Genomic DNA, 22396 nt, shown 5'->3' on the forward strand with positions numbered 1-22396 from the left:
GCCCTGAACCCTGCCCAGCCCTGCGTCGACAAGAGGCCCCCATGCCCGACGCCCACGCCCTTGCGCCCCGATGGACCTGGTGGGTGCCCTTGCCCCTGCTGCACCTGGCCACCTGGATGTCGCTGGGCACCCAGGTTTCCGGCGGTGTCGCGCTCTGGTACCTGCCATTCGCCCTCGGCCTGGTGCTCACCCTCTGGTGGGGCCCCCGGGTGCTGGCCAGCGTCTACCTCAACGCCCTGGCGAGCATCCCGCTGTGGGGGCTGGACTGGCGCCTGGCGCCGCTCTACGCCCTGCCTGAGACCCTCTCCATCGGCGCCGCCTGGCTGTTGTTGCGCCGCCACCAGGCCGAGGCCGGCCTGCCGGACTTCGCCAGCCTGCTGCGCTTCATGCTGCTGGGCGTGCTGGTGCCGGTGACCCTGGTCAGCCTCGGCGTTCAGGGCAACCTGCTGGCCACCGGCGTCATCACCCACGAAGCCTGGCTGCTGGCCAGCCTGGAGATGTGGCTGGGCGACAGCCTCACCACCCTGGTGCTGAGTCTGCCGCTGCTGGTCTACGGCACCCCCTGGCTGCGTCGCAACGGCTGGGCGCTCGGCGTCTACGAGCCGCTGCCGGAGGCCATCCGCCGCCTGCCGCCGTGGCCCGTCCTGCTGCTGCCGGCAGTGGCGCTGCCGTTGCTGATGGCGGTGATGCCACTGCCCATGACCCTGCCGGTGATCGGCCTGGCGATCCTCAGCCTGGCCCTGGGCTGGGGTTTCAGCGGCGCACTCTGGGGTGCCGTGGTCACCACCATCAGCGTGCTGGCGCTGCCGGCCCTGCGCGAGCTCGGCGACGCCAGCCAGTGGCTGGAGACGCGGCGCAACGAGCTGCAGTTCAGCGTGCTGCTGTTGATGGTCTCCGCCCTGCTGGTGGGCCGCAGCCTCAGCGACCTGCGCCTTAACCTGCGGCGACGCGCCGAGATGCAACGCGAGCTGGCCATGGCCAGCCTGGCCATGGAGGCGACGCCGCTGGGCGTCACCATCGCCGACGCCCGCGACCCCGACTTCCCGCTGATCTACTGCAACAGCGCCTTCGAGCGCATCACCGGCTACCGCCGCGAGGATGCAATCGGCCGCAACTGCCGCTTCCTCGTCGGGCACGACCGCAACCAGTCCGCCCTGCAACGCCTGCGCACTGCCATTGAGCAGGGCGAACCGACCCAGGTGATCCTGCGCAACTACCGCAAGGACGGCAGCCTGTTCTGGAACGAGGTGACCCTGGCGCCGATGCGCGACGGCGAGGGCATCAGCCACTTCGTCGCCCTGCAGCACGACGTCAGCACCCGCGAGCTGCTGGCCGAGGAGCTGGCCATGCGCCGCGAGGAGCTGCTGCGCCAGACCCACCTGCTGAGCCAGACCGAGGCCATCGCCGACCTGGGCGGCTGGGTGCTGCAACTGCCGGCACGCACGCTGTTCTGGAGCGAAGGCACCTTCCGCATCTTCGACCTCGACCCCGCCGACGGTGCGCCCAGTTTCGAACAGGTGCTGGACTTCTTCGACGCCGCCAGCCGCCAACAGGCCGAAGCCACCCTGCAGCGGGTGCTGGAAACCGGTACCCCCTTCGACATGGAGCTGCACATCACCAGTGCCAAGGGCATCCCGCGCACCCTGCGCTTCAAGGGCCTGGCCGAATGCGACGGCGACCAGGTGATGCGCATCTACGGCGCAGTGCAGGACCTCACCGAGCAGAAGCGCACCGAACGCCGCCAGCGCGAGCGCGACGAGCACCTGCACCTGTTCTTCGAGGCCCCGCTGATGGGCATGGCCCTGTGCTCGCCGGAACAGGGCTGGCAGGAAGTGAACTTCAAGCTGTGCAGCATCCTCGGGCGCTCCCGCGAGCAATTGCAGGGGCGAGACTGGATGAGCATCACCCACCCGGATGACCGCCCCCAGGAAGACGAACTGCTGGTGGAACTGCGCCAGGGCCTGCGGGACGGCTACGAGCTGGACAAGCGCTTCCTGCGGCCAGGCGGCAGTGTGGTGGACACCCGGGTCAACGTTCGCGGCGTGCGTGACGCCGAGGGCAAGCTGTATGCCCTGCTGATCCTGGTGGAAGACGTCAGCGCCCGGCGCGAGGCGGAGGACCGCTACCGCGTGCTGGTGGAGCACGCCCCCGAGGCGATCCTGGTGTTCGACCCGGAACACGGCATCACCGACGCCAACGAGAACGCCGCACGGCTCTACGGCCTGCCCCGCGAGCAATTGCTCGGCCGCATGCCCGACAGCTTCAGCCCGCCCCACCAGGCCGACGGGCGCAGCTCCCAGGAAGTCGGCCGCACCCACGCCCGCGCCGCCCTGGCCGGCGAGACGCCACTGTTCGAATGGCTGATGCGTGACTTCGCCGGGCGCATACGCCCCTGCGAGGTGCGCCTGGTGCGCCTGCCGGGACGCGATCGGCAACTGATCCGCCTGAGCATCACCGACATCTCCGAACGTCAGCGCTACCAGCGCGAGATCGAGCGCCTGGCCTACAGCGACGAACTCACCGGCCTGCCCAACCGCCGCCTGCTGCTGGACCGCCTGCAGCACGCCATGGCCCGCGAGGGCCGCGACGGGCGCTTCGGCGCACTGCTGTTCATCGACCTGGACCACTTCAAGACCGTCAACGACAGCCTCGGCCACCCGGTGGGCGATGCCCTGCTGCGCGAGGTGACCGCGCGCCTGGCCGGCTGCCTGCGCGCCGAGGACACCCTGGCGCGGCTGGGCGGCGACGAGTTCGTGGTGTTGCTGGAGGCCCTGGCGCCGGATGCCGACGGCGCCGCCGAGCACGCCGCCGAAGTGGGCGCCAAACTGCTGCAGAGCCTGCGCGGCAGCTACCGCATCGGCGAGCACGAGCTGGCGGTCAGCGCCAGCATCGGCATCGCCCTGCACCCCTTCGAGCGCCAGGGCGCCGCCGACGTGCTCAAGCAGGCCGACACCGCCATGTACCGGGCCAAGCAGGGCGGGCGCAACGCGCTGCACTTCTTTGCCCCGGCCATGCAGGCCGCCATCGACCAGCGCCTGCAGTTGCAGAGCGAGCTGCGCCAGGCCCTGGCGCGGGACCAGTTGTTCCTCCAGTTCCAGCCGCAACTGGAGCTGGCCGGCGGCCAGGTGGTGGGCGCCGAGGCGCTGCTGCGCTGGTGCACGCCCAGCCGGGGCGTGGTGTCACCGTCGCAGTTCATCCCCCTGGCGGAGGAAACCGGGCTGATCCTCGAACTGGGCAACTGGGTGCTGGACCAGGCCTGCGCCCACCTCGCCCAGTGGCTGCCACACCGGCCCGCCCTGGTGCTGGCGATCAACATCAGCCCCCGCGACCTGCGCCAGCCGGACTTCGTCGCCCGGGTCAGCGCCTGCCTGCAGCGCCACGGCGTGCCGGCCCATGCGCTGGAGCTGGAGATCACCGAAGGCAGCCTGATGGAGGACGTGGAGCGCTGCATCGCCGCCATGCTGGAGCTGAAACGGCTGGGGGTGCGCTTTGCCATCGACGATTTCGGCACCGGTTACTCCTCGCTGATCTACCTCAAGCGCCTGCCGCTGGACCGGCTGAAGATCGACCGCAGCTTCGTCGAGGGGCTGGAGCGCGAGGGCAGCGACGCTGCCCTGGTGGAGACCATCCTCGCCATCGGCCGCAACCTGGGGCTGGAATGCGTGGCCGAAGGCATCGAGGCGGACGGCCAGTACCAGTCCCTGCGCCAGTTGGGCTGCGCCCTGGGCCAGGGCTTCCACATCAGCCCGCCGCTGGACGGGCCGGCCTTCCTGGCCTGGGTGCAGCACCGCGAGCGCGCCCTGGCCGATTCGGTCTGAGGAGCAGGGAGACGGGCCTCAGCCCTTGCCCTTGGTGCGGGTGAGGTTGGGGCCGGCGTTTTTCTCCAGGTGCTGGATGATGATGCCGGCGACGTCCTTGCCGGTGGTGGTCTCGATACCTTCCAGACCCGGCGAGGAGTTCACCTCCATCACCAGCGGGCCGTGGTTGGAACGCAGGATGTCCACCCCGGCCACCGACAGGCCCATGACCTTGGCGGCGCGGATCGCCGTCATGCGCTCCTCCGGGGTGATCTTGATCAGGCTGGCGGTGCCGCCCCGGTGCAGGTTGGAGCGGAATTCGCCGGGCTTGGCCTGGCGCTTCATGGCGGCGATCACCTTGTCCCCCACCACGAAGCAGCGGATGTCGGCACCGCCGGCTTCGCGGATGTACTCCTGCACCATGATGTTCTGCTTCAGCCCCATGAAGGCCTCGATCACCGACTCGGCGGCCTTCTCCGTCTCGCATAGCACCACGCCGATGCCCTGGGTGCCTTCCAGCACCTTGATGACCAGCGGAGCGCCGTTGACCATGCGGATCAGATCGGGGATGTCGTCCGGCGAGTGGGCGAAGCCGGTCACCGGCAGGCCGATGCCCTTGCGCGCGAGCAGTTGCAGGGAGCGCAGTTTGTCGCGGGAGCGGGTGATGGCCACGGACTCGTTGAGCGGGCACACGCCCATCATCTCGAACTGCCGCAGCACCGCGCAGCCGTAGAAGGTGACCGAGGCACCGATGCGCGGGATCACCGCGTCGAAGCCGTCCAGCGCGCGGCCACGGTAGTGGATCTGCGGCTTGTGGCTGGCGATGTTCATGTAGGCCCGCAGGGTGTCGATCACCACCATCTCGTGACCGCGCTGCTGGCCGGCCTCCACCAGACGACGGGTCGAATACAGACGCGGGTTGCGCGACAGCACGGCAATCTTCATTGGGCACCTGGGAGGGAGTCGAACGCCGGCAGGGTCGGCTTGTCCTGTACGTAGCTGAGGGCGGGGTTGACCACCAGTTGCCCGTCCACCAGGGCCTTGGAGCCGATGAGCACGCGGTAGCGCATGGTCTTGCGGCAGGCCAGGGTGAATTCGATGGGCCAGGCGCGATCACCCAGCACCACAGTGGTGCTGATGACATAGCGGCTCTGGGCCTGGCCGTTGGAACTCTTGATCGTGCGCACCGAGACCAGTCGCGCCTCGCAGCGGTGGCGCCGCTGCACCAGGGTGCCCAGGTGCGCGGTGAAGCGCACCCAGCGCTCGCCATCGCGCTCGAAGGGCACGATGTCGCTGGCGTGCAGGCTGGAGGTACTCGCCCCGGTGTCGACCTTCGCTCGCAGACCGACCATGCCGAGTTCCGGCAGGGCGATCCATTCACGCAGGCCGACCACGGAGAGGTGATCGAAGGTCTTCACGGTGGGGATTCCGGTAGAGTTGCCGGCATTCTAGATGGGCCGCGTGACAACTGCATCCGCCACCGGCCGACGATGTGCGGGCGCCCGCAGGGCGCCCCGGAGGGAAAGCAACGATGCGCGAGAAAGACGACGACAAGGTGCGCCTGGACAAGTGGCTCTGGGCCGCGCGCTTCTACAAGACCCGCGCCCTGGCCAAGGAGGCCATCGAGGGCGGCAAGGTCCATCACCGGGGCGAGCGCTGCAAGCCGGGCAAGGAGCCACGTATCGGCGACGAGTACGTGATCCGCACCGGCTTCGACGAACGCACCGTGGTGGTCCGCGCCCTGTCGGTGGTGCGCCGGGGCGCGCCGGAGGCCCAGGCGCTGTACGAGGAAACGGCCGACAGCATTGCCCGCCGGGAAGAGGCAGCGGCCCTGCGCAAGGCCGGGGCCCTGGGGGTGCAGACCGACGGACGGCCCACCAAGAAGCAGCGCCGGCAGATCCATTCCCTGCGCGGCGCCGCCGAATAGGTCAGCGCAGGCGCTTGGTGTCCAGCAGCGCCAGGCGGTTCACCAGCGGGATGTAGCCGCCCAGGCGCAGCGCCGGGCTGGCCAGCCACTGCAGCAGGTGCGCCAGGTGGCTGCCGGCCGGGGTGCAGAAGCCCCAGGCGATGACCACCAGGGTGATCACCAGGCCACCGACCACATCGTCCGTCAGCCAGTGGGCGCCGGCCACCAGGCGCGGCAGCATCAGCGCCGTGGCGATGGCCAGCACGGTCACACGCGCCCAGCCACGGGCGAAGATCGCCATGAACAGGCCCCAGAGCATCAGCACCGAGGCGTGGTCCCCCGGGAAGCTGCGGCTGGAGCGGTCCTTCACCTCGAACACGCTTTCCAGCAGCGGGAACTGGTCGCTCAGTTGGATACCGCCCAGCACCACCGAGGGGCTCGCGTGCTGCCAGCCGAAGTGCACGCCGATCTTGGTGAACAGCGAGCGCACCACCAGCAACATCGCCAGCAGGGCAAGGAAGGTGAACAGCGCCGGGCGCAGCTCATGGCGACGGAAGGTCCAGTCCTGGCGGATCAGCAGCGCCAGCATCAGGCCGCCGGCGAGGATGTCGAACAGGCGGGTGCTGGCGAAGGCCCAGAAAGCCATCCACACCGGGCGACCCTCGAGGGAGCCGTTCAGCGCCCGGTAGACAGCAGCATCGGCCAGGTCCCAGAGCTCACGGGTGGCCGGCCACAGCCAACTGGCCAGTACCAGGGCCGCCAGCAGGTGCAGCCCGACCAGGGCCGGCCATCGCCAGGAGGCTTGGACACGCATTGGTTTCTCCATAAAATTCCCATCCTCATCTATCGCGGGCAGCGGAATGGCGCGCTTTATAGTGCGACGTCACCGATCTGTCACCTTCTTGTGGTTGCCCCCCATGCCGATTTCCGACAATACCCAGCGCTTCCTCTTCGACGACACCGACGTGCGCGGTGAAATGGTGTCCCTCGGCGAGAGCTACACCCACGTCCTGGCCAAGCACCCCTACCCGGAACCGGTGGCCCAGTTGCTGGGCGAGATCCTCGCCGCTGCCGCCCTGCTGGTGGGTACCCTGAAGTTCGACGGCCTGCTGGTGCTGCAGGCACGCTCCAGCGGCGCCGTGCCACTGCTGATGGTGGAATGTTCCAGCGAGCGCGAGATCCGCGGCATCGCCCGCTACCACGCCGAGCAGATCAGCCCCGGCGCCGACCTCCAGCAACTGATGCCAGAGGGCGTGCTGACCCTCACCGTGGACCCGCGCCAGGGCCAGCGCTACCAGGGCATCGTCACCCTCGAAGGCGCCAACCTGGCCGAGTGCCTGTCCACCTACTTCGCCAACTCCGAACAGTTGCCGACTCGCTTCTGGCTCAACGCAGACGGTCGCAACGCCCGTGGCCTGCTGCTGCAGGCCCTGCCCGCCGACCGCCAGAAGGACCCGGAAGCCCGAGCCGCCAGTTGGCAGCACCTGACCACGCTGGCCGACACCCTCACCGCCGAGGAGCTGCTGGGGCTGGACAACGAAACCGTGCTGCACCGCCTGTTCCACGAAGAGACCGTGCGCCTGTTCGACCCCCGCCCGCTGCGCTTCCACTGCAGTTGCTCGCGGGAGCGCTCGGCCAACGCCCTGGTCAGCCTCGGCCAGGCCGACGCCGAGGCACTGGTGGAGGAACAGGGCGGCGCCGTGGTGATCGACTGCCAGTTCTGCAACCAGCGCTACCGCTTCGACGCCGCCGACGTAGCCCAGCTCTTCGCCGGTGGCGGCAGCCACGCGCCGTCGCAAACCCGCCACTGAGCACCCCTCGGCGGAATTCGTAAGGCTGCTACCCATTTGTAGCGAGGACGCCCCTGTGGATATGTCGCCGGGGCCCCCGCTGCATCGTCGCTTCAGCGGCTGCGGTCCGGAACGTGACCGGCGGATGCGATTCAAGTCTTGTAGCGGCCTTTCGGCCCCCGACCAGTGGTCACGGAGAACCCTTCCAGCGCCCCCCGATTTCGCCTGGACCCCAGGCGGGGCGTGCCTTACGTCCAGTCATCTCGCAATCGCCCGGTTTCCTCTGGCATAATCCGGCGCACTTTTTTCGCTGTAGCGGGTCGCAAGGCTCACTACATTTCGCATTGGAGGACTCGGCCTCTGGCCGACGGGGAACCACATGACGCAAGCCAATAAAGCCGTGTACACCGACATCAGCGCCGCGCAACTGGTGGAAGAAGCCATCCGCCGTGGCGAAGGTGAACTGGCCGCCAACGGTTCGCTGGTCGTGCAGACCGGCCATCGCACCGGCCGTTCTCCGGCTGACCGCTTCATCGTCCAGGAGCCGAGCACCGACGCCAAGATCGCCTGGGGCGCCATCAACCGTCCCTTCCCGGCGGACAAGTTCGATGCACTGTGGGCCCGTGTCGAAGCCTATGTGACCGAACGCGAGCGCTTCGTCTCCCACGTACACGTCGGTGCCGACCCCGAGCACTACCTGGCCGTCAAGATGACCACCGAGACCGCCTGGCACAACCTGTTCGGCCGCTGCCTGTTCATCAACCCCGAGCAGTACAACCCGCAGGGCCGCCAGGAATGGCAGATCATCAACGCCCCGAACTTCGTCTGCGAGCCCGAGCGTGACGGCACCAACTCCGACGGTTGCGTGATCCTCAACTTCGCCGCCAAGAAAGTCCTGATCGCCGGCATGCGCTACGCCGGCGAGATGAAGAAGGCCATGTTCTCCGTGCAGAACTTCCTGCTGCCGGAAAAAGACGTGCTGCCGATGCACTGCGCCGCCAACGTCGGCGAAGACGGCGACACCACCCTGTTCTTCGGCCTGTCCGGCACCGGCAAGACCACCCTCTCCGCCGACCCGAGCCGTTACCTGATCGGTGACGACGAGCACGGCTGGGGCGTGGGCACCGTGTTCAACGTCGAAGGCGGCTGCTACGCCAAATGCATCGACCTGTCCGAGAAGAACGAGCCGGTGATCTGGAAAGCCATCCAGTTCGGTGCCGTGCTGGAAAACGTCGTGCTCAACCCGGAAACCCGCCTGCCCGACTACAGCGACGACAGCCTGACCCAGAACACCCGTGCCGCCTACCCGCTGCACCTGGTGGAAAAGCGCGTCGAAGCCAACCGTGCCGGCGAGCCGAACGCGGTCATCTTCCTGACCTGCGACCTGACCGGCGTACTGCCGCCCGTCTCCATCCTCAACAACGAACAGGCGGCCTACCACTTCCTGTCCGGCTACACCGCCCTGGTCGGCTCCACCGAAATGGGCTCCGGCGGCGGCATCAAGTCCACCTTCTCCACCTGCTTCGGCGCCCCCTTCTTCCCGCGCCCGGCCGGTGAGTACGCCGAACTGCTGATCAAGCGCATCCAGGGCTTCGGCTCCAAGGTGTACCTGGTCAACACCGGCTGGACCGGCGGTGGCTACGGCGTCGGCAAGCGCTTCAGCATCCCCACCACCCGTGGCGTGATCGCAGCCATCCAGAGCGGCGCACTGATCGGTGCCGAAACCGAGCACCTGGACATCATCAACCTGGACGTGCCGAAAGCCGTTCCGGGCGTCGAGACCGAGCTGCTCAACCCGCGCAACACCTGGGCTGACAAGGCCGCCTACGACGCGGCCGCCAAGGCCCTGGCCGAGAAATTCGTCGAGAACTTCAAGAAGTTCGACGTCTCCGACGCCATCCGCAACGCCGGTCCCAAGCTGTAAGGGACCCGTTGTACGAAGAAGCCGCCTACGGGCGGCTTTTTCATTTTTCGTGTCCCTATAGACTTGCCCGATCTACACAGCATAGAAGCGCGCTCCGGAGCCAAACCTGACCAGGATGGTGGGGCGGGGAACCTGCCCCTTCAGGAGGCCGAGCGCAGTCGTTGCGCAGGGGGACGAGCGGCATGGATGCCGCGAGAGGCGCGCCAGGCCAGGGATGGCCCATCGCGCTGGCCCCCGTAGCGGCGACGGAGCGAGGGAAGTCCCGCGAAGCGGGACCCGGATGCAGGGGCGAGCCCTTTTGGTTACTTTTCTGGGCGATTGAGAAAAGAGACTCGCCCGGCGGGGCGAAACAGAAGACATCCGCAAAACGCGATAACCAGCCTGGCCGTGGCCACAGGGCGGGTACCAGCGGGTTGCCCCTCGGCCCAACACCCCCCCACAGATAGTCCATCATCCCCAGCCCTCACAACGGAGTGACGCCATGCCCCTCGCCACCCTCGCCCGCGTCTTCGGCTACGACCGTTTCCGCCCCGGCCAGGAAGCCGCCGTCAGCGCCGTGCTGGCCGGCCGCTCGGCCGCGGCGATCTTCCCCACCGGCTCCGGCAAATCGCTGTGCTACCAGTTGCCCGCACTGCATCTGCCGCACCTGACCCTGGTGGTGTCACCGCTGCTGGCGCTGATGCAGGACCAGTTGGCCTTCCTCCACGCCCACGGCATCGCCGCCGCCAGCATCGACTCGGCCCAGAGCCGCGAAGAGGCTGCCGACGTCATGGCCCGCGCCCGCAGCGGCGAGCTGAAGATCCTGATGATCTCGGTGGAGCGGCTGAAGAACGAACGCTTCCGTCACTTCATCCAGCAGGTGCCAATCTCCCTGCTGGTGGTGGACGAGGCCCACTGCATCTCCGAGTGGGGCCACAACTTCCGCCCCGACTACCTCAAGCTGCCGGACTACCAGCGCGAGTTCGGCATCCCCCAGGTGCTGCTGCTCACCGCCACGGCCACCCCGGCGGTGATCGCCGACATGCAGCGCAAGTTCGCCATCGACTCCGCCGACGTGGTCACCACCGGCTTCTACCGGCCCAACCTGCACCTGCAGGTTGAGCCCGTGGCCGGCGAGCAGCGCCGCCGCTACCTGGCGGACTGGCTGCGGGCCCGGCCCGGCAAGCCCGGCATCGTCTACGTCACCCAGCAGAAGACCGCCGAGGAGCTGGCCACCCACCTCACCCGCCAGGGCATCGACGCCTGCGCCTACCACGCCGGCCTCGAGCACAGCGTGCGCGAGGGCCTGCAGCGGCGCTTCATGAGCGGCGAGGTGAACCTGATGGTCGCCACCATCGCCTTCGGCATGGGCATCGACAAGGCCGACATCCGCCTGGTGGTGCACTACGACCTGCCCAAGTCGGTGGAAAACTACAGCCAGGAGATCGGCCGTGCCGGCCGCGACGGCCACCCCTCGGAATGCCTGGTGCTGGCCAACCGCGACGGCCTCAACGTGCTGGAGAACTTCGTCTACGGCGACACCCCCGAGCGCGACGGCATCGCCGAGGTGCTGCAGGAACTGCGCAGCGCCACCGGCCCCGACGGGCGCTGGGAGCTGATGGCCGGCGCCCTCTCCGAGCAGAGCAACATCCGCCCGCTGCCGCTGAAGACCCTGCTGGTGCAACTGGAGCTGCGCGGCCTGATCGCCCCGCTGTTCGCCTACTTCGCCGAATACCGCTTCAAGTACCTGATCGAGCCCGAGGCGCTTCTGGCGCGCTTCGAGGGCGAGCGCCGGCAGTTCGTCCAGGCCCTGGTGGACAGCTCCACCCGCGCGCGTACCTGGTGCACCGTGGACTTCGACCGGCTCTACCGCGACCACGCCGCCGAGCGCGCGCGGGCCGTGAAGGCCCTGGACTTCTTCCAGGAGCGCGGCTGGATCGAGCTGGAGAGCAAGCAGATGACCGAGGTCTACGCCCTGCGCCAGCCCGACTTCGACGCCGAGGCCCTGGCCGATGAGCTCTACCGCTACTTCCGCCAGCAGGAAGACAGCGAGATCGCCCGCATACAGGCCATGCTCGCGCTGTTTGCCAGCGACACCTGCCTCAGCGCCCGGCTGGCCCGCTACTTCGGCGACCAGGCCGCCCCTGCCGCCTGCGGCCACTGCTCGGTGTGCGCCGGCCAGGTGGCCGTGCTGCCGCCGCCGGCCCCGCTGAGCCCCCTGGCCGGGCAGGACCTGTTCGGCCGCTGCCAGGCCTTCATCGAGCGTTACCGCGAGGCCAAGGGCCGCGCGCCCAGCGTCGATTGCCTCACGCGCCTGCTCTGCGGCATCGCCACCCCGGTGCTCACCCGCCTAAAGGCCCGCAACCTGCCGGCCTTCGGCACCCTGGAGGCCTACCCCTACGCCGAGGTACGCCAGCACCTGGCCGATGCCCTGGCGCAATGAATTCGATGCGTTTTATCGCCATTCCTCACTGGTCGGCTCCCGCCGGCCTGCTTAGGATGGCGCACCCTTTCCACCGTTGCGCTTAACCAGGAGCCGACCATGCACATCGACGAAGCCATCCGCACCCGCCGCGCCGTCAAGGGTTACGACACCCAGCACAGCCTGAGCCGCGAAGAGAAGGACGAGCTGCTGAAGCTGGCCCTGCTCGCCCCCACCGCCTTCAACCTGCAGCATGTGCGCCTGGTGGAAGTCAGCGACCCGGTCCTGCGCCAGCAGATCCGCGACGTGGCGTGGAACCAGGCCCAGGTGACCGAGGCCTCGATGCTGGTGGTGGTCTGCGCCCGCCTCGACGCCTGGGAACAGGACGCCGCCCGCGTCTGGGCCGACGCGCCGCAACCGGTGCAGGAGTTCATGGCAGGCGCCATCGATAACTACTACCGTGACAAACCCCAGGTACAGCGTGACGAGACCATGCGCAGCTGCGGTCTGGTGGCCCAGACCCTGATGCTGGCCGCACGCGGCCGTGGCCTGGACAGCTGCCCCATGGACGGTTTCGACTTCGACGCCGTGGCCAAGCTGATCAACCTGCCGGACAACCACGTCATCGGCCTGATGGTCGCCGTCGGCAAACAGGCCCTGGAGCCCAAACCGCGCATCGGCAAGCTGGCCTTGGATGAAGCCGTGATCCGCGACCGCTTCTGATCCGGCCCCACCGGGCGGCGCACCCTGGGTGCGCCGCCCGCGTCGTTACAGCGCCTTCTCGAAGATCTTGGAGTTGCGCTGGAAGTTGTACAGCGAGGCCCGCGCCGCCGGCAGACGCTCCACACCGCTGGACTGGAAGCCGCGCTCGCGGAACCAGTGGGCGGTACGGGTGGTGAGGACGAACAGGGTTTTCAGGCCCAGGGCCCGCGCCCGCTCCTCGATGCGCTCCAGCAGCTCGTCCCCGCGACCGCCATGGCGGTACTCCGGGTTCACCGCCAGGCACGCCAGCTCCCCCGCCTCGGACTCGGCGATCGGGTAGAGCGCCGCGCAGGCGATGATGTGCCCGTCGCGCTCGACGATGCTGAACTGGCCGATCTCCCGCTCCAGCACATCCCGCGAACGGCGCACCAGAATGCCCTGCTCCTCCAGCGGCGTGATCAGCTCGATCAGCCCGCCCACGTCATCGATGGTGGCTTCGCGCAGGGACTCGAACTGCTCCTGGTCAACCAGGGTGCCGCCACCGTCACGGGTGAACAGCTCGGTGAGCAGCGAACCGTCCTCGGCATAGCTCACCAGGTGGCTGCGCTTTACCCCGCTGCGGCAGGCCTGGGCCGCCGCATCCAGCAACTCGGCCTGGTAACCGTTGCCCAGCCGCGCCAGGTGCTGCGGCACCTGCTGCGGGCGCAGCTCGCGCACCAGCCGGCCGTGTTCGTCGATCAGTCCGCGTTCGGCGCCGAACAGCACCAGCTTGTCCGCGCCCAGGTCGATGGCGGCGCGGGTCGCCACGTCCTCGCAGGCGAGGTTGAAGATCTCCCCGGTGGGGGAATAACCCAGGGGCGAGAGCAGCACGATGGAGCGCTCGTCCAACTGGCGGCCGATGCCCTTGCGGTCGACCCGGCGCACCTCGCCGGTGTGGTGGTAGTCAATACCGTCGACGACGCCGATGGGCCGCGCGGTGACGAAGTTGCCGCCGGTGACCCGCAACCGCGAGCCCTGCATCGGCGAGGCGGCGATGTCCATGGACAGGCGCGCCTCGATGGCAATACGAAGCTGGCCCACGGCATCGATCACGCACTCCAGGGTCGGACCGTCGGTGATGCGCAGGTCGCGGTGGAAGTGCGGGGTCAGCCCGCGCGCGGCCAGGCGTGCCTCGATCTGCGGGCGCGAGCCGTGCACCAGCACCAGGCGCACGCCCAGGCTGTGCAGCAGCACCAGGTCGTGGACGATGTTGCCGAAATTCGGGTGGGCAACCCCCTCGCCGGGCAGCATCACCACGAAGGTGCAGTCCCGGTGGGCGTTGATGTAGGGCGAAGCATGGCGCAGCCAGTTAACGTAGTCGTGCATGGGATTCCGAGTGCCTGTGACGGGGGCGAAATGAACGGTGCTACTCCGGAAACGGAGCAGGTGGCGTTGCGTTTATCGTCGTCGCAGCAACATCAGCGGAAGCCCTCCTGGGGAGTCATCTGGCGGGCACCTCTGAAAACTACCTGCGTTGTCATCGCGGCGTTAAAAACCGGCTCGTGCGCGAGTCCGATCAAAATGCTCATTTACCGTACGTAAACTGCGCTTTTTCGCCTGTTTTTGCCTTGCGCTGACGGCCTCGCCTACGTTTTCAGAGGTGCCCTGGTTGGGTTGGGGTGATGCAGTAGTGACGGATCAACTGGCGCAACAGCGCCACCGTAGGTGTGATCCGTGACAGTTCGAGGTGCTCGTCGGGCTGGTGCGCGCAGGCGATGTCGCCAGGGCCCAGCACCAGGGTCTGGCAGCCGAGGTGCTGAAGATACGGTGCTTCAGTGCCAAAGGCCACCGCTTCTGCGGCATGCCCGGTCAGACGTTCGGCGAGTTGCACCAGCTCGCTGTCGGCCGGCTCCTCGAACGGCGGCACCGCCGGGTAGAGCGGCCGGTAGTCGAGGGCCACACCGTGGCGCTCGGCCACCGGGCGCAGACGCTGGCCGATGGCCTCGCGCAGCATGTCGGGCTCCATGCCCGGCAGGGGCCGCAGGTCGAACTCCAGGCTGCACTGGCCACAGATGCGGTTGGGGTTGTCGCCGCCGTGGATGCAGCCCAGGTTGAGGGTCGGCCCCGCCACGTTGAACAGCGGGTTGTGGAAGCGCGCCTGCCATTCGCGGCGCAGCGCCAGCAGCTCGCCGATGCCCTCGTGCATGGCCTCCAGGGCGTTGCGGCCCAGGGCCGGGTCGGAGGAGTGGCCGCTCTGCCCGAGGATGTCGATGCGCTCCATCATCACGCCCTTGTGCAGGCGGATCGGCTTCAACCCGGTGGGCTCACCGATCACCGCAGCCCGCGCCAGGGGCCGACCGGCCGCCGCCAGCGCGCGGGCACCGGACATCGAGCTTTCCTCGTCGCAGGTGGCGAGGATGATCAGCGGCTGGCACGGCATCTGCCCGTCCAGCTCGCGCACCGCTTCGATCACCAGCGGGAAGAAACCCTTCATGTCGCAACTGCCCAGCCCGTACCAGCGGTCGCCCACCTCGGTCAGGGCGAGCGGGTCGGTTTTCCACAGGGCCGCATCGAAGGGCACGGTGTCGCTGTGCCCGGCCAGCACCAGGCCGCCGGGGCCGCTGCCCAGGGTGGCCAGCAGGTTGGCCTTGCCCGGCGCCACGGTCTGGATCTCGCAGGTGAAGCCCAGCTCGCCCAGCCAGGCGGCCAACAGCTCGATGACCGGCAGGTTGGACTGGTCCCAATGGGGCTGGGAGCAACTGACCGAGGGCGCCGCGATCAGCGCAGCGAACTGGGTCTTCAGGTCTGGAAGGCGCATGGGGGTTCTCCACCGACGAGCGCCCATCATAGGCAGGCGTCACCGCTGGCGAAACCACCCGGCAGGCCCCGCCGCGCTGCTGTAGACTTCACGCCCTCGACAGCCATCCCGCGCTGCACCAGAAAGTCCGGCCATGCAGAAAGAAACCGAAATCAAGCTCCGCGCCAGCCGCGAGACCCTCGACGCCCTCCGCGACCACCCGCTGCTGAAGAAGCGCATCAAGGGTGGCTGGGAGACCCGCGAACTGTTCAACCAGTACTACGACACCCCCGCCCGCGACCTGGCCCAGGCCCGCGTGGCGCTGCGCATGCGCCGCGACGGCGACCAGTTCATCCAGACCCTGAAGACCCGTGGCCAGAGCGTGGCCGGGCTGTCCGAGCGCAACGAGTGGGACTGGTACCTGCCCAAGGCCAAGCTGGACACCAAAAAGCTCAGCGACGAGTGCTGGCCCGCCAGCCTCGCCGAGCTGGACAAGAAGACCCTGGCCCCGCTGTTCACCACCGACTTCGTCCGCCAGCGCGCCGAAGTGGCCTGGGGCCGTGGCAAGGCCAAGGTGGTGATCGAAGCCGCCCTGGACCTGGGCAAGGTCATCGCCGGCGACCAGGAAGAAGAAATCTGCGAGCTGGAGCTGGAACTGCGCCAGGGCGAGCCCGAAGCCCTGCTGGAGCTGGCCGAGGCCCTGGCCGCCGACCTGCCGCTGATGCCCTGCGACATCAGCAAGGCCGAGCGTGGCTACCGCCTGTATGACGCCCAGAGCTACAACGTCAGCCTGCCCGCCCCCGAACTCGCCTTCGAACAGCCGCTGGACGACACCATCCCCGCCCTCGGCTGGACCCTGCTGGGCAACAGCCAGCGCCTGGCCGAGCAGTACCGCTTCAACGGTCACTGGAAGCTGCTGGCCGACTGGCTGCAGCAACTGGTCGACCTGCGCGCCCTGCTGGGCAGCCTCGGCCAGGCCGCACCGCGCCCCACCAGCCACGAGCTGCGCCAGGCCCTGGATGCACTGATCGGCGACTGGCGCCCGGTGGTCAACGCCGGCCAGGACGACGAAAGCGTTCGCCAGACCGCCCCGGCGCGCTTCGCCGAGGAACTGGCCGGTACCCGCTGGGGCCTGTTCTCCCTGAAAGCCTCGCGCTGGCTGCTGGGCCGCAGTTGGACCCAGGGCCGCAACGCCCGCGGCGAGCGCCAGGGCCAGGCGGCCATCGGCCGCTGGCTGCCGCGCCTCTTGGCCGAGGAAGCCGTCGCCCTGCAACTGGACCGCTACCGCCGCCAGCCGGAAGACCTGGCCGAGCAGCTGCCTCGCATCGAGCGCCTGCTGGTCTGGCTGCGCCTGGCCCGGGGCGTGCTGGTGGAAGTGCCCGAGGTGGACCGCTGCTTCGGCGAACTGAGCAAGCTCGCCGAGCTGGCTGCCCAGCCCCTGGACGACGCCAGCCGTGAAGCCCGCAGCGCCCAGGCCCAGCACCTGCTGACCCTGAAGGGCTGGAAACACCTGCTGAAGTGACCCGCCGGCCCGCCACCCAGGTGGCGGGCCTGGAGCCCCTGCATGTTCAAGCACAGCCTCCGCTCCCTGATCACCACCTGGCTCACCGGCCTGCTGGCATTGCTGCCGCTGGTCCTGACCCTGGCGCTGCTGGCCTGGATCGTCAGCCTGCTGAACCGCCTGGTGGGCCCCTCCACCCTCATCGGCCAACTGCTCGCCGCCCTCGGCCAGCCGTTCGCAAGCAACCCGGTCCTGGCCTGGTTCGTCGGCACCCTGGTGCTGCTGGGCAGCCTCTACCCCCTGGGCCTCGCCGTGCAGTTGGGCCTGCGCCGGCCGCTGGCCTGGCTGTTCGACCAGACCCTGCGCCGCACCCCGCTGATCGGCAACGTCTACAACGTCGCCGACCGCTTCGTCGGCATGCTCGACAAGGACAAGAACGCCGACATCACCACCATGCAGCCGGTGTGGTGCTTCTTCGGCGGCGACGGTGCCGCCGTGCTGGCGCTGCAGCCCAGCTCCGAGCCCATCGAGCTGGAAGGCCGCGCCTACTGCGCCATCCTCGTGCCCACCGCGCCGATCCCGGTGGGCGGCGGGCTGCTCTACGTCCCAGTGGACTGGGTACGCCCCGCCGACATGGGCGTCGACGCCCTCACCAGCGTCTACGTCTCCATGGGCCTGACGCCCCCGGGCGCCGCCCGCAAGGCCGCCGAGGAACGCCCATCGCCGTGACCTGCGGGCCTGGTTACAATGCACGCCCCATCAGCCCCGGCTGGGGTTCCTTCGTCTTTACCGAGTGAGTCCGCCATGGTTTTCAAAGTGTTCGTAGATGGTCAGGAAGGCACCACCGGCCTCCGGTTGCTCGACTACCTGTCCGGCCGTTCCGACGTGGAGCTGCTGCGCATCGCCGATGACAAGCGCAAGGACCCGGCCGAGCGCGCGCGCTTCCTCAACGCCGCCGACGTCGCCTTCCTCTGCCTGCCCGACGTCGCCTCCCGCGAGGCGGTGTCCCTGGTGACCAACCCGAACACCTGCATCATCGACGCCAGCACTGCCTTCCGCACCGACGAAAGCTGGGCCTACGGCCTGCCGGAACTGGCCGCCGGCCAGCGCGAGAAGATCCGCACCAGCAAGCGCATCGCCGTGCCCGGCTGCCACGCCAGCGCCTTCATCCTCGCCGTGCGCCCACTGATCGACGCCGGCCTGCTGCCCGCCGACTACCCGCTCTCCGCCTTCTCCCTCACCGGCTACAGCGGCGGCGGCAAGGGCATGATCGCCGAGTACGAAGCCGGCAATGACGCCAGGCTGATGAGCCCGCGCCCCTACGCCCTGGGCCTGGAGCACAAGCACCTGCCGGAAATGCGCGTCCAGGCCCGCCTGGCCCAGGCACCGGTGTTCAACCCCATCGTCGGCCCCTTCCTCAAGGGCCTGGCCGTGACCGTGCCGCTCTGCACCGAGCGCCTGGCGCGCAAGGCCAGCGCCGCCGAGATCGCCGAGATCTACCGCCAGCACTACGCCGGCGAGCAGTTCGTGCGGGTGATGCCGGCCGGTGACGAAGGCAACCTCGACGGCGGCTTCTTCGACGTCCAGGGCTGCAACGACACCAACCGCGTCGACCTCTTCGTCTTCGGCTCCGCCGACCGCCTGAACCTGGTCGCCCGCCTGGACAACCTCGGCAAGGGCGCCGCCGGCGCCGCCGTGCAGTGCATGAACGTGCACATCGGCGCTGACGAGGCCACCGGCCTCAACGCCTGATCCGCCGCACAACGAGAAGGGCCGGCCTCTGCCGGCCCTTCTCGCTTGTGGCCTCCCCTCGGGCCTCAAGGCCCACCCCGGTACAAGGAACGCACCCGTCATGTCGAAACAAATACGCGCCGTCGCCCTCTGCCTGCTCCGCCAGGGCAACCGCATTCTCGTCAACCAAGCCCACGACCCGCTGAAGCAGCAGACCTTCTGCCGGCCACTGGGCGGCGGCATCGAATTCGGAGAAACCTCGGCGCAGGCCGTGGCCCGGGAAATCCGCGAAGAACTCGGCGCCGAGGTCAAGGCATTGCGCCTGCTCGGCACGCTGGAAAACCTCTTCATCTACAACGGCAAGCCGGGGCACGAACTGGTGATGATCTACGACGGCGAGTTCGTCGATCCGACGCTCTACAACGCCACTCACCTGTCCGTGGTGGAAAGCGACGGCGCAACCTTCACCGCCACCTGGCGCAGCCTGGACGAGTTCGGCCCCGAACTGCCGCTGTATCCCGAGGGCCTGGCAGAACTGCTGGCCCGCTCGCCACACCAGTAGCCCGGGCTTCAGCCCGGGAATAGCCCGCCCCGTGCACCGTGGGCCTCCCGATAGGAGCGGCGTGTCGCCAGTCGGGGCGTCGGGTGGATGGCGCTTTTTCCATCCACCAATGGCGTTCGCCGTGAGCCCACATGGTGGACCGATGAAGCGCGGTCCACCCTACGCACGCCGGCACATGGGTAGCTCCCGTAGGGGCGAATTCATTCGCCCAAGGACTGCGCAGCAGTCCCGCCGAGCAACGCGGACCTGCCCGGTAGGAGCGAATTCATTCGCGAAAGGGCCGCGCAGCGGCCCCAGGTGCGATCCAACAACGAGCAGCAGCCTGCCGGCTGCCATCGCGAATGAATTCGCTCCAACGGGTACCTTCCACAAGCCGTGCCTCCCCCCTACCCCTCCACCGGCAAGCAGGTGGTGGACTTGATCTCCGACAGGGCGACGATGGAGTTCACCTCCTGAATGCCCGGCACCATGGACAGCTTCTCGAAGAAGAAGCGCTCATAGGCCTCGATGTCCCGGGTGACGACGCGCAGCATGAAATCCACCGCCCCCATCAGCACATGGCACTCCAGCACCTCCGGGAAGCCGCGCATGGCCTCGGCGAACTCGGTGAGGTTGGAGCGGCCGTGGGCGTTGAGCTTCACCTGGGCGAAGATCTGCGCGTTGAGGCCGATCTTGCGCCGGTCCAGCAGGGTGACCTGGCGGCGGATCACCCCCTCCTCCTTGAGCCGCTGGATGCGTCGCCAGCACGGCGACTGGGACAACCCCACGCGCTCGGCGATCTCGGCGGTGGAAAGCCCGGCGTCTTCCTGCAACAGGTCGAGGATGCGGCGGTCATAGGCGTCCAGTTCCAAAGGCATGTTTTTCCCCTCATCAGGCGATACGGGGAAATTCTATGTGCAAAAAACCGGATAAGCCCGCGAGATAGGCAGATATTTTGCCGCTTCGGCTGGGAAACTGTGCCCATCCCAACCGGAGCCCCCGCCATGTTCGAACGCGAATCCGCCGCCTGCCAGCCGCTGCCCGTCACCCCGTCCGCCGAAGGGACGCGCGTCGACCCCTGGAAGCCCGACGAGGCCACCCGCCCACTGCGCTTCGCCGTGCACGCCGCTGCCGAAGCGGACCTGCTGCTGCGCCTGCTCGGCCATTTCGCCCAATTGCAGGTGCTGCCGCTGCGGGTGGAGGCCCGCCACCTGGACGACGACCTGCGCATCGAGGTGGTCCTCACCGACCTGCCGCTGCACCGCGCCGAGGTCATCGCCCGGCGCCTGCGTGGCCAGGTCGGCATCCTCGGTGTGGAGCTGCAGGTCACGGGCTGATCGGTCAGGCTGCCGACCGGGTCACGCAAACAGCTTGGCCCTGGGAGGGTGGTTTCGGGCATCCTTGGCACCCTGCAGGGAAGGCGCATTGACTACGCTTTCCCGTCGGGACTGTACGACCAAGGAGAACGCATGTCGGCTTTCGCATCGGCCGCCCAGGATCGCTGGCTGGATCTCAATGACCTGCTCCGGGAGCTGGTGAATCAGGGCCGGATCGCCCAGGACACCGCCGAGCAATGCATGGCCATCCGCCGCAGCGCGGTGAACAACCAGCAGCACCCGCTGGAGTTCCTCGCCAGCCAGCAGGTGGACGACCTCAAGCGCCCCGGCCGCAAGCTGGAGCTGGAGACCCTCACCCAGTGGATGGCCGACTATTGCGGCCAGCCGTACCTGCGCATCGACCCGCTGAAGATCGACGTCGCCGCCGTCACCCCGCTGATGTCCTACGCCTTCGCCCAGCGCCACAAGATCCTCGCCGTGGCGGTGGACAGCGAGAGCGTCACCATCGCCAGCGCCCAGCCCTTCGTGCACAGCTGGGAGAGCAACCTCACCCACGTGCTCAAGCGCCCCATCAGGCGCGTGGTGGCCAACCCCGCCGACCTGCAGCGCTTCACCACCGAGTTCTACCGCCTGGCCAAGTCGGTCAGCGGCGCCACCGCCGTGGACCAGAAGATCAGCGGCGTGGGCAACTTCGAACAGTTGCTCAAGCTCGGCGCCAGCGACCAGGAGCCGGACGCCAACGACGCCCACATCGTCAACATCGTCGACTGGCTGTTCCAGTACGCCTACCAGCAGCGCGCCAGCGACATCCACATCGAACCACGCCGCGAGCAGGGCACGGTGCGCTTCCGCATCGACGGCGTGCTGCACAACGTCTACCAGTTCCCGCCCCAGGTCACGATGGCCATCGTCAGCCGCCTGAAGAGCCTCGGGCGGATGAACGTGGCCGAGAAGCGCAAACCCCAGGACGGCCGGGTCAAGACCAAGACCCCGGACGGCGGCGAGGTGGAGCTGCGCCTGTCGACCCTGCCCACCGCCTTCGGCGAGAAGATGGTGATGCGGATCTTCGACCCCGAAGTGCTGCTCAAGAGCTTCGACCAACTGGGCTTCTCCCAGGACGACCTCAAGCGCTGGCAGAGCATGACCCACCAGCCCAACGGCATCATCCTGGTCACCGGCCCCACCGGCTCGGGCAAGACCACCACGCTCTACACCACCCTCAAGCAGCTGGCCACCAGCGAGGTGAACGTCTGCACCATCGAAGACCCCATCGAGATGATCGAAGGCGCCTTCAACCAGATGCAGGTGCAACACAACATCGACCTCAGCTTCGCCAGCGGCGTGCGCGCGCTGATGCGCCAGGACCCGGACATCATCATGGTCGGCGAGATCCGTGACCTGGAGACCGCCGAGATGGCCATCCAGGCCGCCCTCACCGGCCACCTGGTGCTCTCCACCCTGCACACCAACGACGCCCCCAGCGCCATCACCCGCCTGCTGGAACTGGGCGTGCCCTACTACCTCCTGCGCGCCACCCTGCTCGGGGTCATGGCCCAGCGCCTGGTGCGTACCCTGTGCCCGCACTGCAAGGCGCCCATGGAGCTTGAGGAAGAGGACTGGCAGAACCTCACCCGCCCCTGGAGCGCCCCGCTGCCCACCGGCGCGCACCGCGCCGTGGGCTGCCTGGAATGCCGCGACACCGGCTACCGCGGCCGCGCCGGGGTCTACGAGATCATGCTGCTGAGCGACGGCGTGAAGAGCCTGATCACCGCCGACACCGACCTCGTCGCCCTGCGCCGCCAGGCCTTCAAGGACGGCATGCGCAGCCTGCGCCTGTCCGGCGCGCAGAAGATCGCCGCCGGCCAGACCACGGTAGAGGAAGTGCTGCGCGTCACCCCCCAGAGCGAGCAGAAATAAACGCAGGACTCGGCAGCGCCCCGGGCATTTGCAGGCCACACTGAGCTGTGCAACGTGCCGGGCCACCCGACCT

At 68.4% G+C, this 22396-nt stretch carries 18 protein-coding genes; 12 read left to right on the plus strand and 6 right to left on the minus strand.

The window, feature by feature from the left end; all coding sequences use genetic code 11:
- The first annotated feature begins 41 nt into the window (after positions 1-41).
- Positions 42-3818 carry an EAL domain-containing protein gene (locus A9G05_RS05565; RefSeq protein WP_069560014.1) on the plus strand — a complete coding sequence of 1259 codons (3777 nt, stop codon included), beginning with the start codon at positions 42-44 and terminating at the stop codon, positions 3816-3818.
- Between the two features lie 18 nt (positions 3819-3836).
- On the opposite strand, the gene rimK is transcribed toward A9G05_RS05565, so the two are convergent.
- Both rimK and A9G05_RS05575 read right to left on the minus strand, forming a co-directional pair.
- Complete coding sequence (gene rimK / locus A9G05_RS05570; protein ID WP_069560015.1) at positions 3837-4742, minus strand: 30S ribosomal protein S6--L-glutamate ligase; 906 nt, start codon at positions 4740-4742, stop codon at positions 3837-3839.
- A complete protein-coding gene (locus A9G05_RS05575) occupies positions 4739-5149 on the minus strand; it encodes an ATP-dependent zinc protease (protein ID WP_240915804.1) in 411 nt (136 codons plus the stop codon). The genes rimK and A9G05_RS05575 overlap by 4 nt, the downstream gene beginning before the upstream one ends.
- A gap of 179 nt (positions 5150-5328) precedes the next feature.
- On the opposite strand from A9G05_RS05575, the gene A9G05_RS05580 reads away from it, so the two are divergent.
- Positions 5329-5724, plus strand: coding sequence for an RNA-binding S4 domain-containing protein (locus A9G05_RS05580; protein ID WP_069560017.1), 396 nt, complete (start codon positions 5329-5331; stop codon positions 5722-5724).
- A 1-nt stretch (position 5725) separates the two neighbouring features.
- Here A9G05_RS05580 and A9G05_RS05585 read toward each other — a convergent pair whose 3' ends face one another.
- Complete coding sequence (locus tag A9G05_RS05585; RefSeq protein WP_083272505.1) at positions 5726-6517, minus strand: phosphatase PAP2 family protein; 792 nt, start codon at positions 6515-6517, stop codon at positions 5726-5728.
- A 103-nt stretch (positions 6518-6620) separates the two neighbouring features.
- On the opposite strand from A9G05_RS05585, the gene hslO reads away from it, so the two are divergent.
- The 4 genes from hslO to A9G05_RS05605 all read left to right on the plus strand — a co-directional run bounded on the left by hslO (position 6621) and on the right by A9G05_RS05605 (position 12541).
- Positions 6621-7514, plus strand: coding sequence for an Hsp33 family molecular chaperone HslO (gene hslO, locus A9G05_RS05590; protein ID WP_069560019.1), 894 nt, complete (start codon positions 6621-6623; stop codon positions 7512-7514).
- 358 nt (positions 7515-7872) lie between these two features.
- Positions 7873-9417, plus strand: a complete 1545-nt coding sequence (locus A9G05_RS05595; protein WP_069560020.1) for a phosphoenolpyruvate carboxykinase — start codon at positions 7873-7875, stop codon at positions 9415-9417.
- A gap of 481 nt (positions 9418-9898) precedes the next feature.
- On the plus strand, positions 9899-11839 hold the full coding sequence (locus A9G05_RS05600; protein ID WP_069560021.1) for an ATP-dependent DNA helicase RecQ: 1941 nt from the start codon (positions 9899-9901) through the stop codon (positions 11837-11839).
- Between the two features lie 99 nt (positions 11840-11938).
- Positions 11939-12541 (plus strand): nitroreductase family protein, encoded by a 603-nt coding sequence (locus tag A9G05_RS05605; RefSeq protein WP_069560022.1) that lies wholly within the window; start codon positions 11939-11941, stop codon positions 12539-12541.
- Positions 12542-12586: 45 nt separating this feature from the next.
- Here the strand turns inward: A9G05_RS05605 and argA are convergent, their stop codons facing one another.
- Both argA and argE read right to left on the minus strand, forming a co-directional pair.
- Entirely contained in the window at positions 12587-13885 is a 1299-nt protein-coding gene (argA, locus tag A9G05_RS05610) for an amino-acid N-acetyltransferase (protein ID WP_069560023.1), read from the minus strand.
- Between the two features lie 268 nt (positions 13886-14153).
- Positions 14154-15317: an acetylornithine deacetylase gene (gene argE, locus A9G05_RS05615; protein ID WP_069560024.1), complete on the minus strand. Its 1164-nt coding sequence runs from the start codon at positions 15315-15317 to the stop codon at positions 14154-14156.
- 133 nt (positions 15318-15450) lie between these two features.
- Here argE and A9G05_RS05620 point away from each other — a divergent pair, with 133 nt between their 5' ends.
- The 4 genes from A9G05_RS05620 (at position 15451) to A9G05_RS05635 (ending at position 19090) form a co-directional block, all read left to right on the plus strand.
- Entirely contained in the window at positions 15451-16818 is a 1368-nt protein-coding gene (locus tag A9G05_RS05620) for an inorganic triphosphatase (RefSeq protein WP_069560025.1), read from the plus strand.
- Between the two features lie 42 nt (positions 16819-16860).
- Positions 16861-17526: a DUF502 domain-containing protein gene (locus A9G05_RS05625; protein ID WP_069560026.1), complete on the plus strand. Its 666-nt coding sequence runs from the start codon at positions 16861-16863 to the stop codon at positions 17524-17526.
- Between the two features lie 75 nt (positions 17527-17601).
- Positions 17602-18549: an N-acetyl-gamma-glutamyl-phosphate reductase gene (gene argC / locus A9G05_RS05630; RefSeq protein ID WP_069560027.1), complete on the plus strand. Its 948-nt coding sequence runs from the start codon at positions 17602-17604 to the stop codon at positions 18547-18549.
- A 100-nt stretch (positions 18550-18649) separates the two neighbouring features.
- Entirely contained in the window at positions 18650-19090 is a 441-nt protein-coding gene (locus A9G05_RS05635; protein ID WP_069560028.1) for an NUDIX hydrolase, read from the plus strand.
- A 386-nt stretch (positions 19091-19476) separates the two neighbouring features.
- Here A9G05_RS05635 and A9G05_RS05640 read toward each other — a convergent pair whose 3' ends face one another.
- The gene (locus A9G05_RS05640; RefSeq protein ID WP_069560029.1) at positions 19477-19947 is read right to left on the minus strand and encodes an Lrp/AsnC family transcriptional regulator; all 471 of its coding nucleotides are present in this window, start codon (positions 19945-19947) and stop codon (positions 19477-19479) included.
- Positions 19948-20073: 126 nt separating this feature from the next.
- Here A9G05_RS05640 and A9G05_RS05645 point away from each other — a divergent pair, with 126 nt between their 5' ends.
- Together A9G05_RS05645 and A9G05_RS05650 are read left to right on the plus strand one after the other, a co-directional pair.
- Positions 20074-20406: a hypothetical protein gene (locus A9G05_RS05645; RefSeq protein ID WP_083265742.1), complete on the plus strand. Its 333-nt coding sequence runs from the start codon at positions 20074-20076 to the stop codon at positions 20404-20406.
- A gap of 132 nt (positions 20407-20538) precedes the next feature.
- Complete coding sequence (locus A9G05_RS05650; protein WP_069560030.1) at positions 20539-22323, plus strand: GspE/PulE family protein; 1785 nt, start codon at positions 20539-20541, stop codon at positions 22321-22323.
- Positions 22324-22396: the final 73 nt, after the last annotated feature.

Source organism: Pseudomonas sp. ENNP23, from assembly GCF_001728945.1.
Lineage (GTDB): Bacteria > Pseudomonadota > Gammaproteobacteria > Pseudomonadales > Pseudomonadaceae > Metapseudomonas > Metapseudomonas otitidis.

What these genes read in the sequence shown, in the direction of transcription:
- A9G05_RS05565 (WP_069560014.1), top strand. Translation starts at nt 42, where the DNA reads ATGCCCGACGCCCACGCCCTTGCGCCCCGATGGACCTGGTGGGTGCCC.
- rimK (WP_069560015.1), bottom strand. Translation starts at nt 4,742, where the DNA reads ATGAAGATTGCCGTGCTGTCGCGCAACCCGCGTCTGTATTCGACCCGT.
- A9G05_RS05575 (WP_240915804.1), bottom strand. Translation starts at nt 5,149, where the DNA reads ATGGTCGGTCTGCGAGCGAAGGTCGACACCGGGGCGAGTACCTCCAGC.
- A9G05_RS05580 (WP_069560017.1), top strand. Translation starts at nt 5,329, where the DNA reads ATGCGCGAGAAAGACGACGACAAGGTGCGCCTGGACAAGTGGCTCTGG.
- A9G05_RS05585 (WP_083272505.1), bottom strand. Translation starts at nt 6,517, where the DNA reads ATGCGTGTCCAAGCCTCCTGGCGATGGCCGGCCCTGGTCGGGCTGCAC.
- hslO (WP_069560019.1), top strand. Translation starts at nt 6,621, where the DNA reads ATGCCGATTTCCGACAATACCCAGCGCTTCCTCTTCGACGACACCGAC.
- A9G05_RS05595 (WP_069560020.1), top strand. Translation starts at nt 7,873, where the DNA reads ATGACGCAAGCCAATAAAGCCGTGTACACCGACATCAGCGCCGCGCAA.
- A9G05_RS05600 (WP_069560021.1), top strand. Translation starts at nt 9,899, where the DNA reads ATGCCCCTCGCCACCCTCGCCCGCGTCTTCGGCTACGACCGTTTCCGC.
- A9G05_RS05605 (WP_069560022.1), top strand. Translation starts at nt 11,939, where the DNA reads ATGCACATCGACGAAGCCATCCGCACCCGCCGCGCCGTCAAGGGTTAC.
- argA (WP_069560023.1), bottom strand. Translation starts at nt 13,885, where the DNA reads ATGCACGACTACGTTAACTGGCTGCGCCATGCTTCGCCCTACATCAAC.
- argE (WP_069560024.1), bottom strand. Translation starts at nt 15,317, where the DNA reads ATGCGCCTTCCAGACCTGAAGACCCAGTTCGCTGCGCTGATCGCGGCG.
- A9G05_RS05620 (WP_069560025.1), top strand. Translation starts at nt 15,451, where the DNA reads ATGCAGAAAGAAACCGAAATCAAGCTCCGCGCCAGCCGCGAGACCCTC.
- A9G05_RS05625 (WP_069560026.1), top strand. Translation starts at nt 16,861, where the DNA reads ATGTTCAAGCACAGCCTCCGCTCCCTGATCACCACCTGGCTCACCGGC.
- argC (WP_069560027.1), top strand. Translation starts at nt 17,602, where the DNA reads ATGGTTTTCAAAGTGTTCGTAGATGGTCAGGAAGGCACCACCGGCCTC.
- A9G05_RS05635 (WP_069560028.1), top strand. Translation starts at nt 18,650, where the DNA reads ATGTCGAAACAAATACGCGCCGTCGCCCTCTGCCTGCTCCGCCAGGGC.
- A9G05_RS05640 (WP_069560029.1), bottom strand. Translation starts at nt 19,947, where the DNA reads ATGCCTTTGGAACTGGACGCCTATGACCGCCGCATCCTCGACCTGTTG.
- A9G05_RS05645 (WP_083265742.1), top strand. Translation starts at nt 20,074, where the DNA reads ATGTTCGAACGCGAATCCGCCGCCTGCCAGCCGCTGCCCGTCACCCCG.
- A9G05_RS05650 (WP_069560030.1), top strand. Translation starts at nt 20,539, where the DNA reads ATGTCGGCTTTCGCATCGGCCGCCCAGGATCGCTGGCTGGATCTCAAT.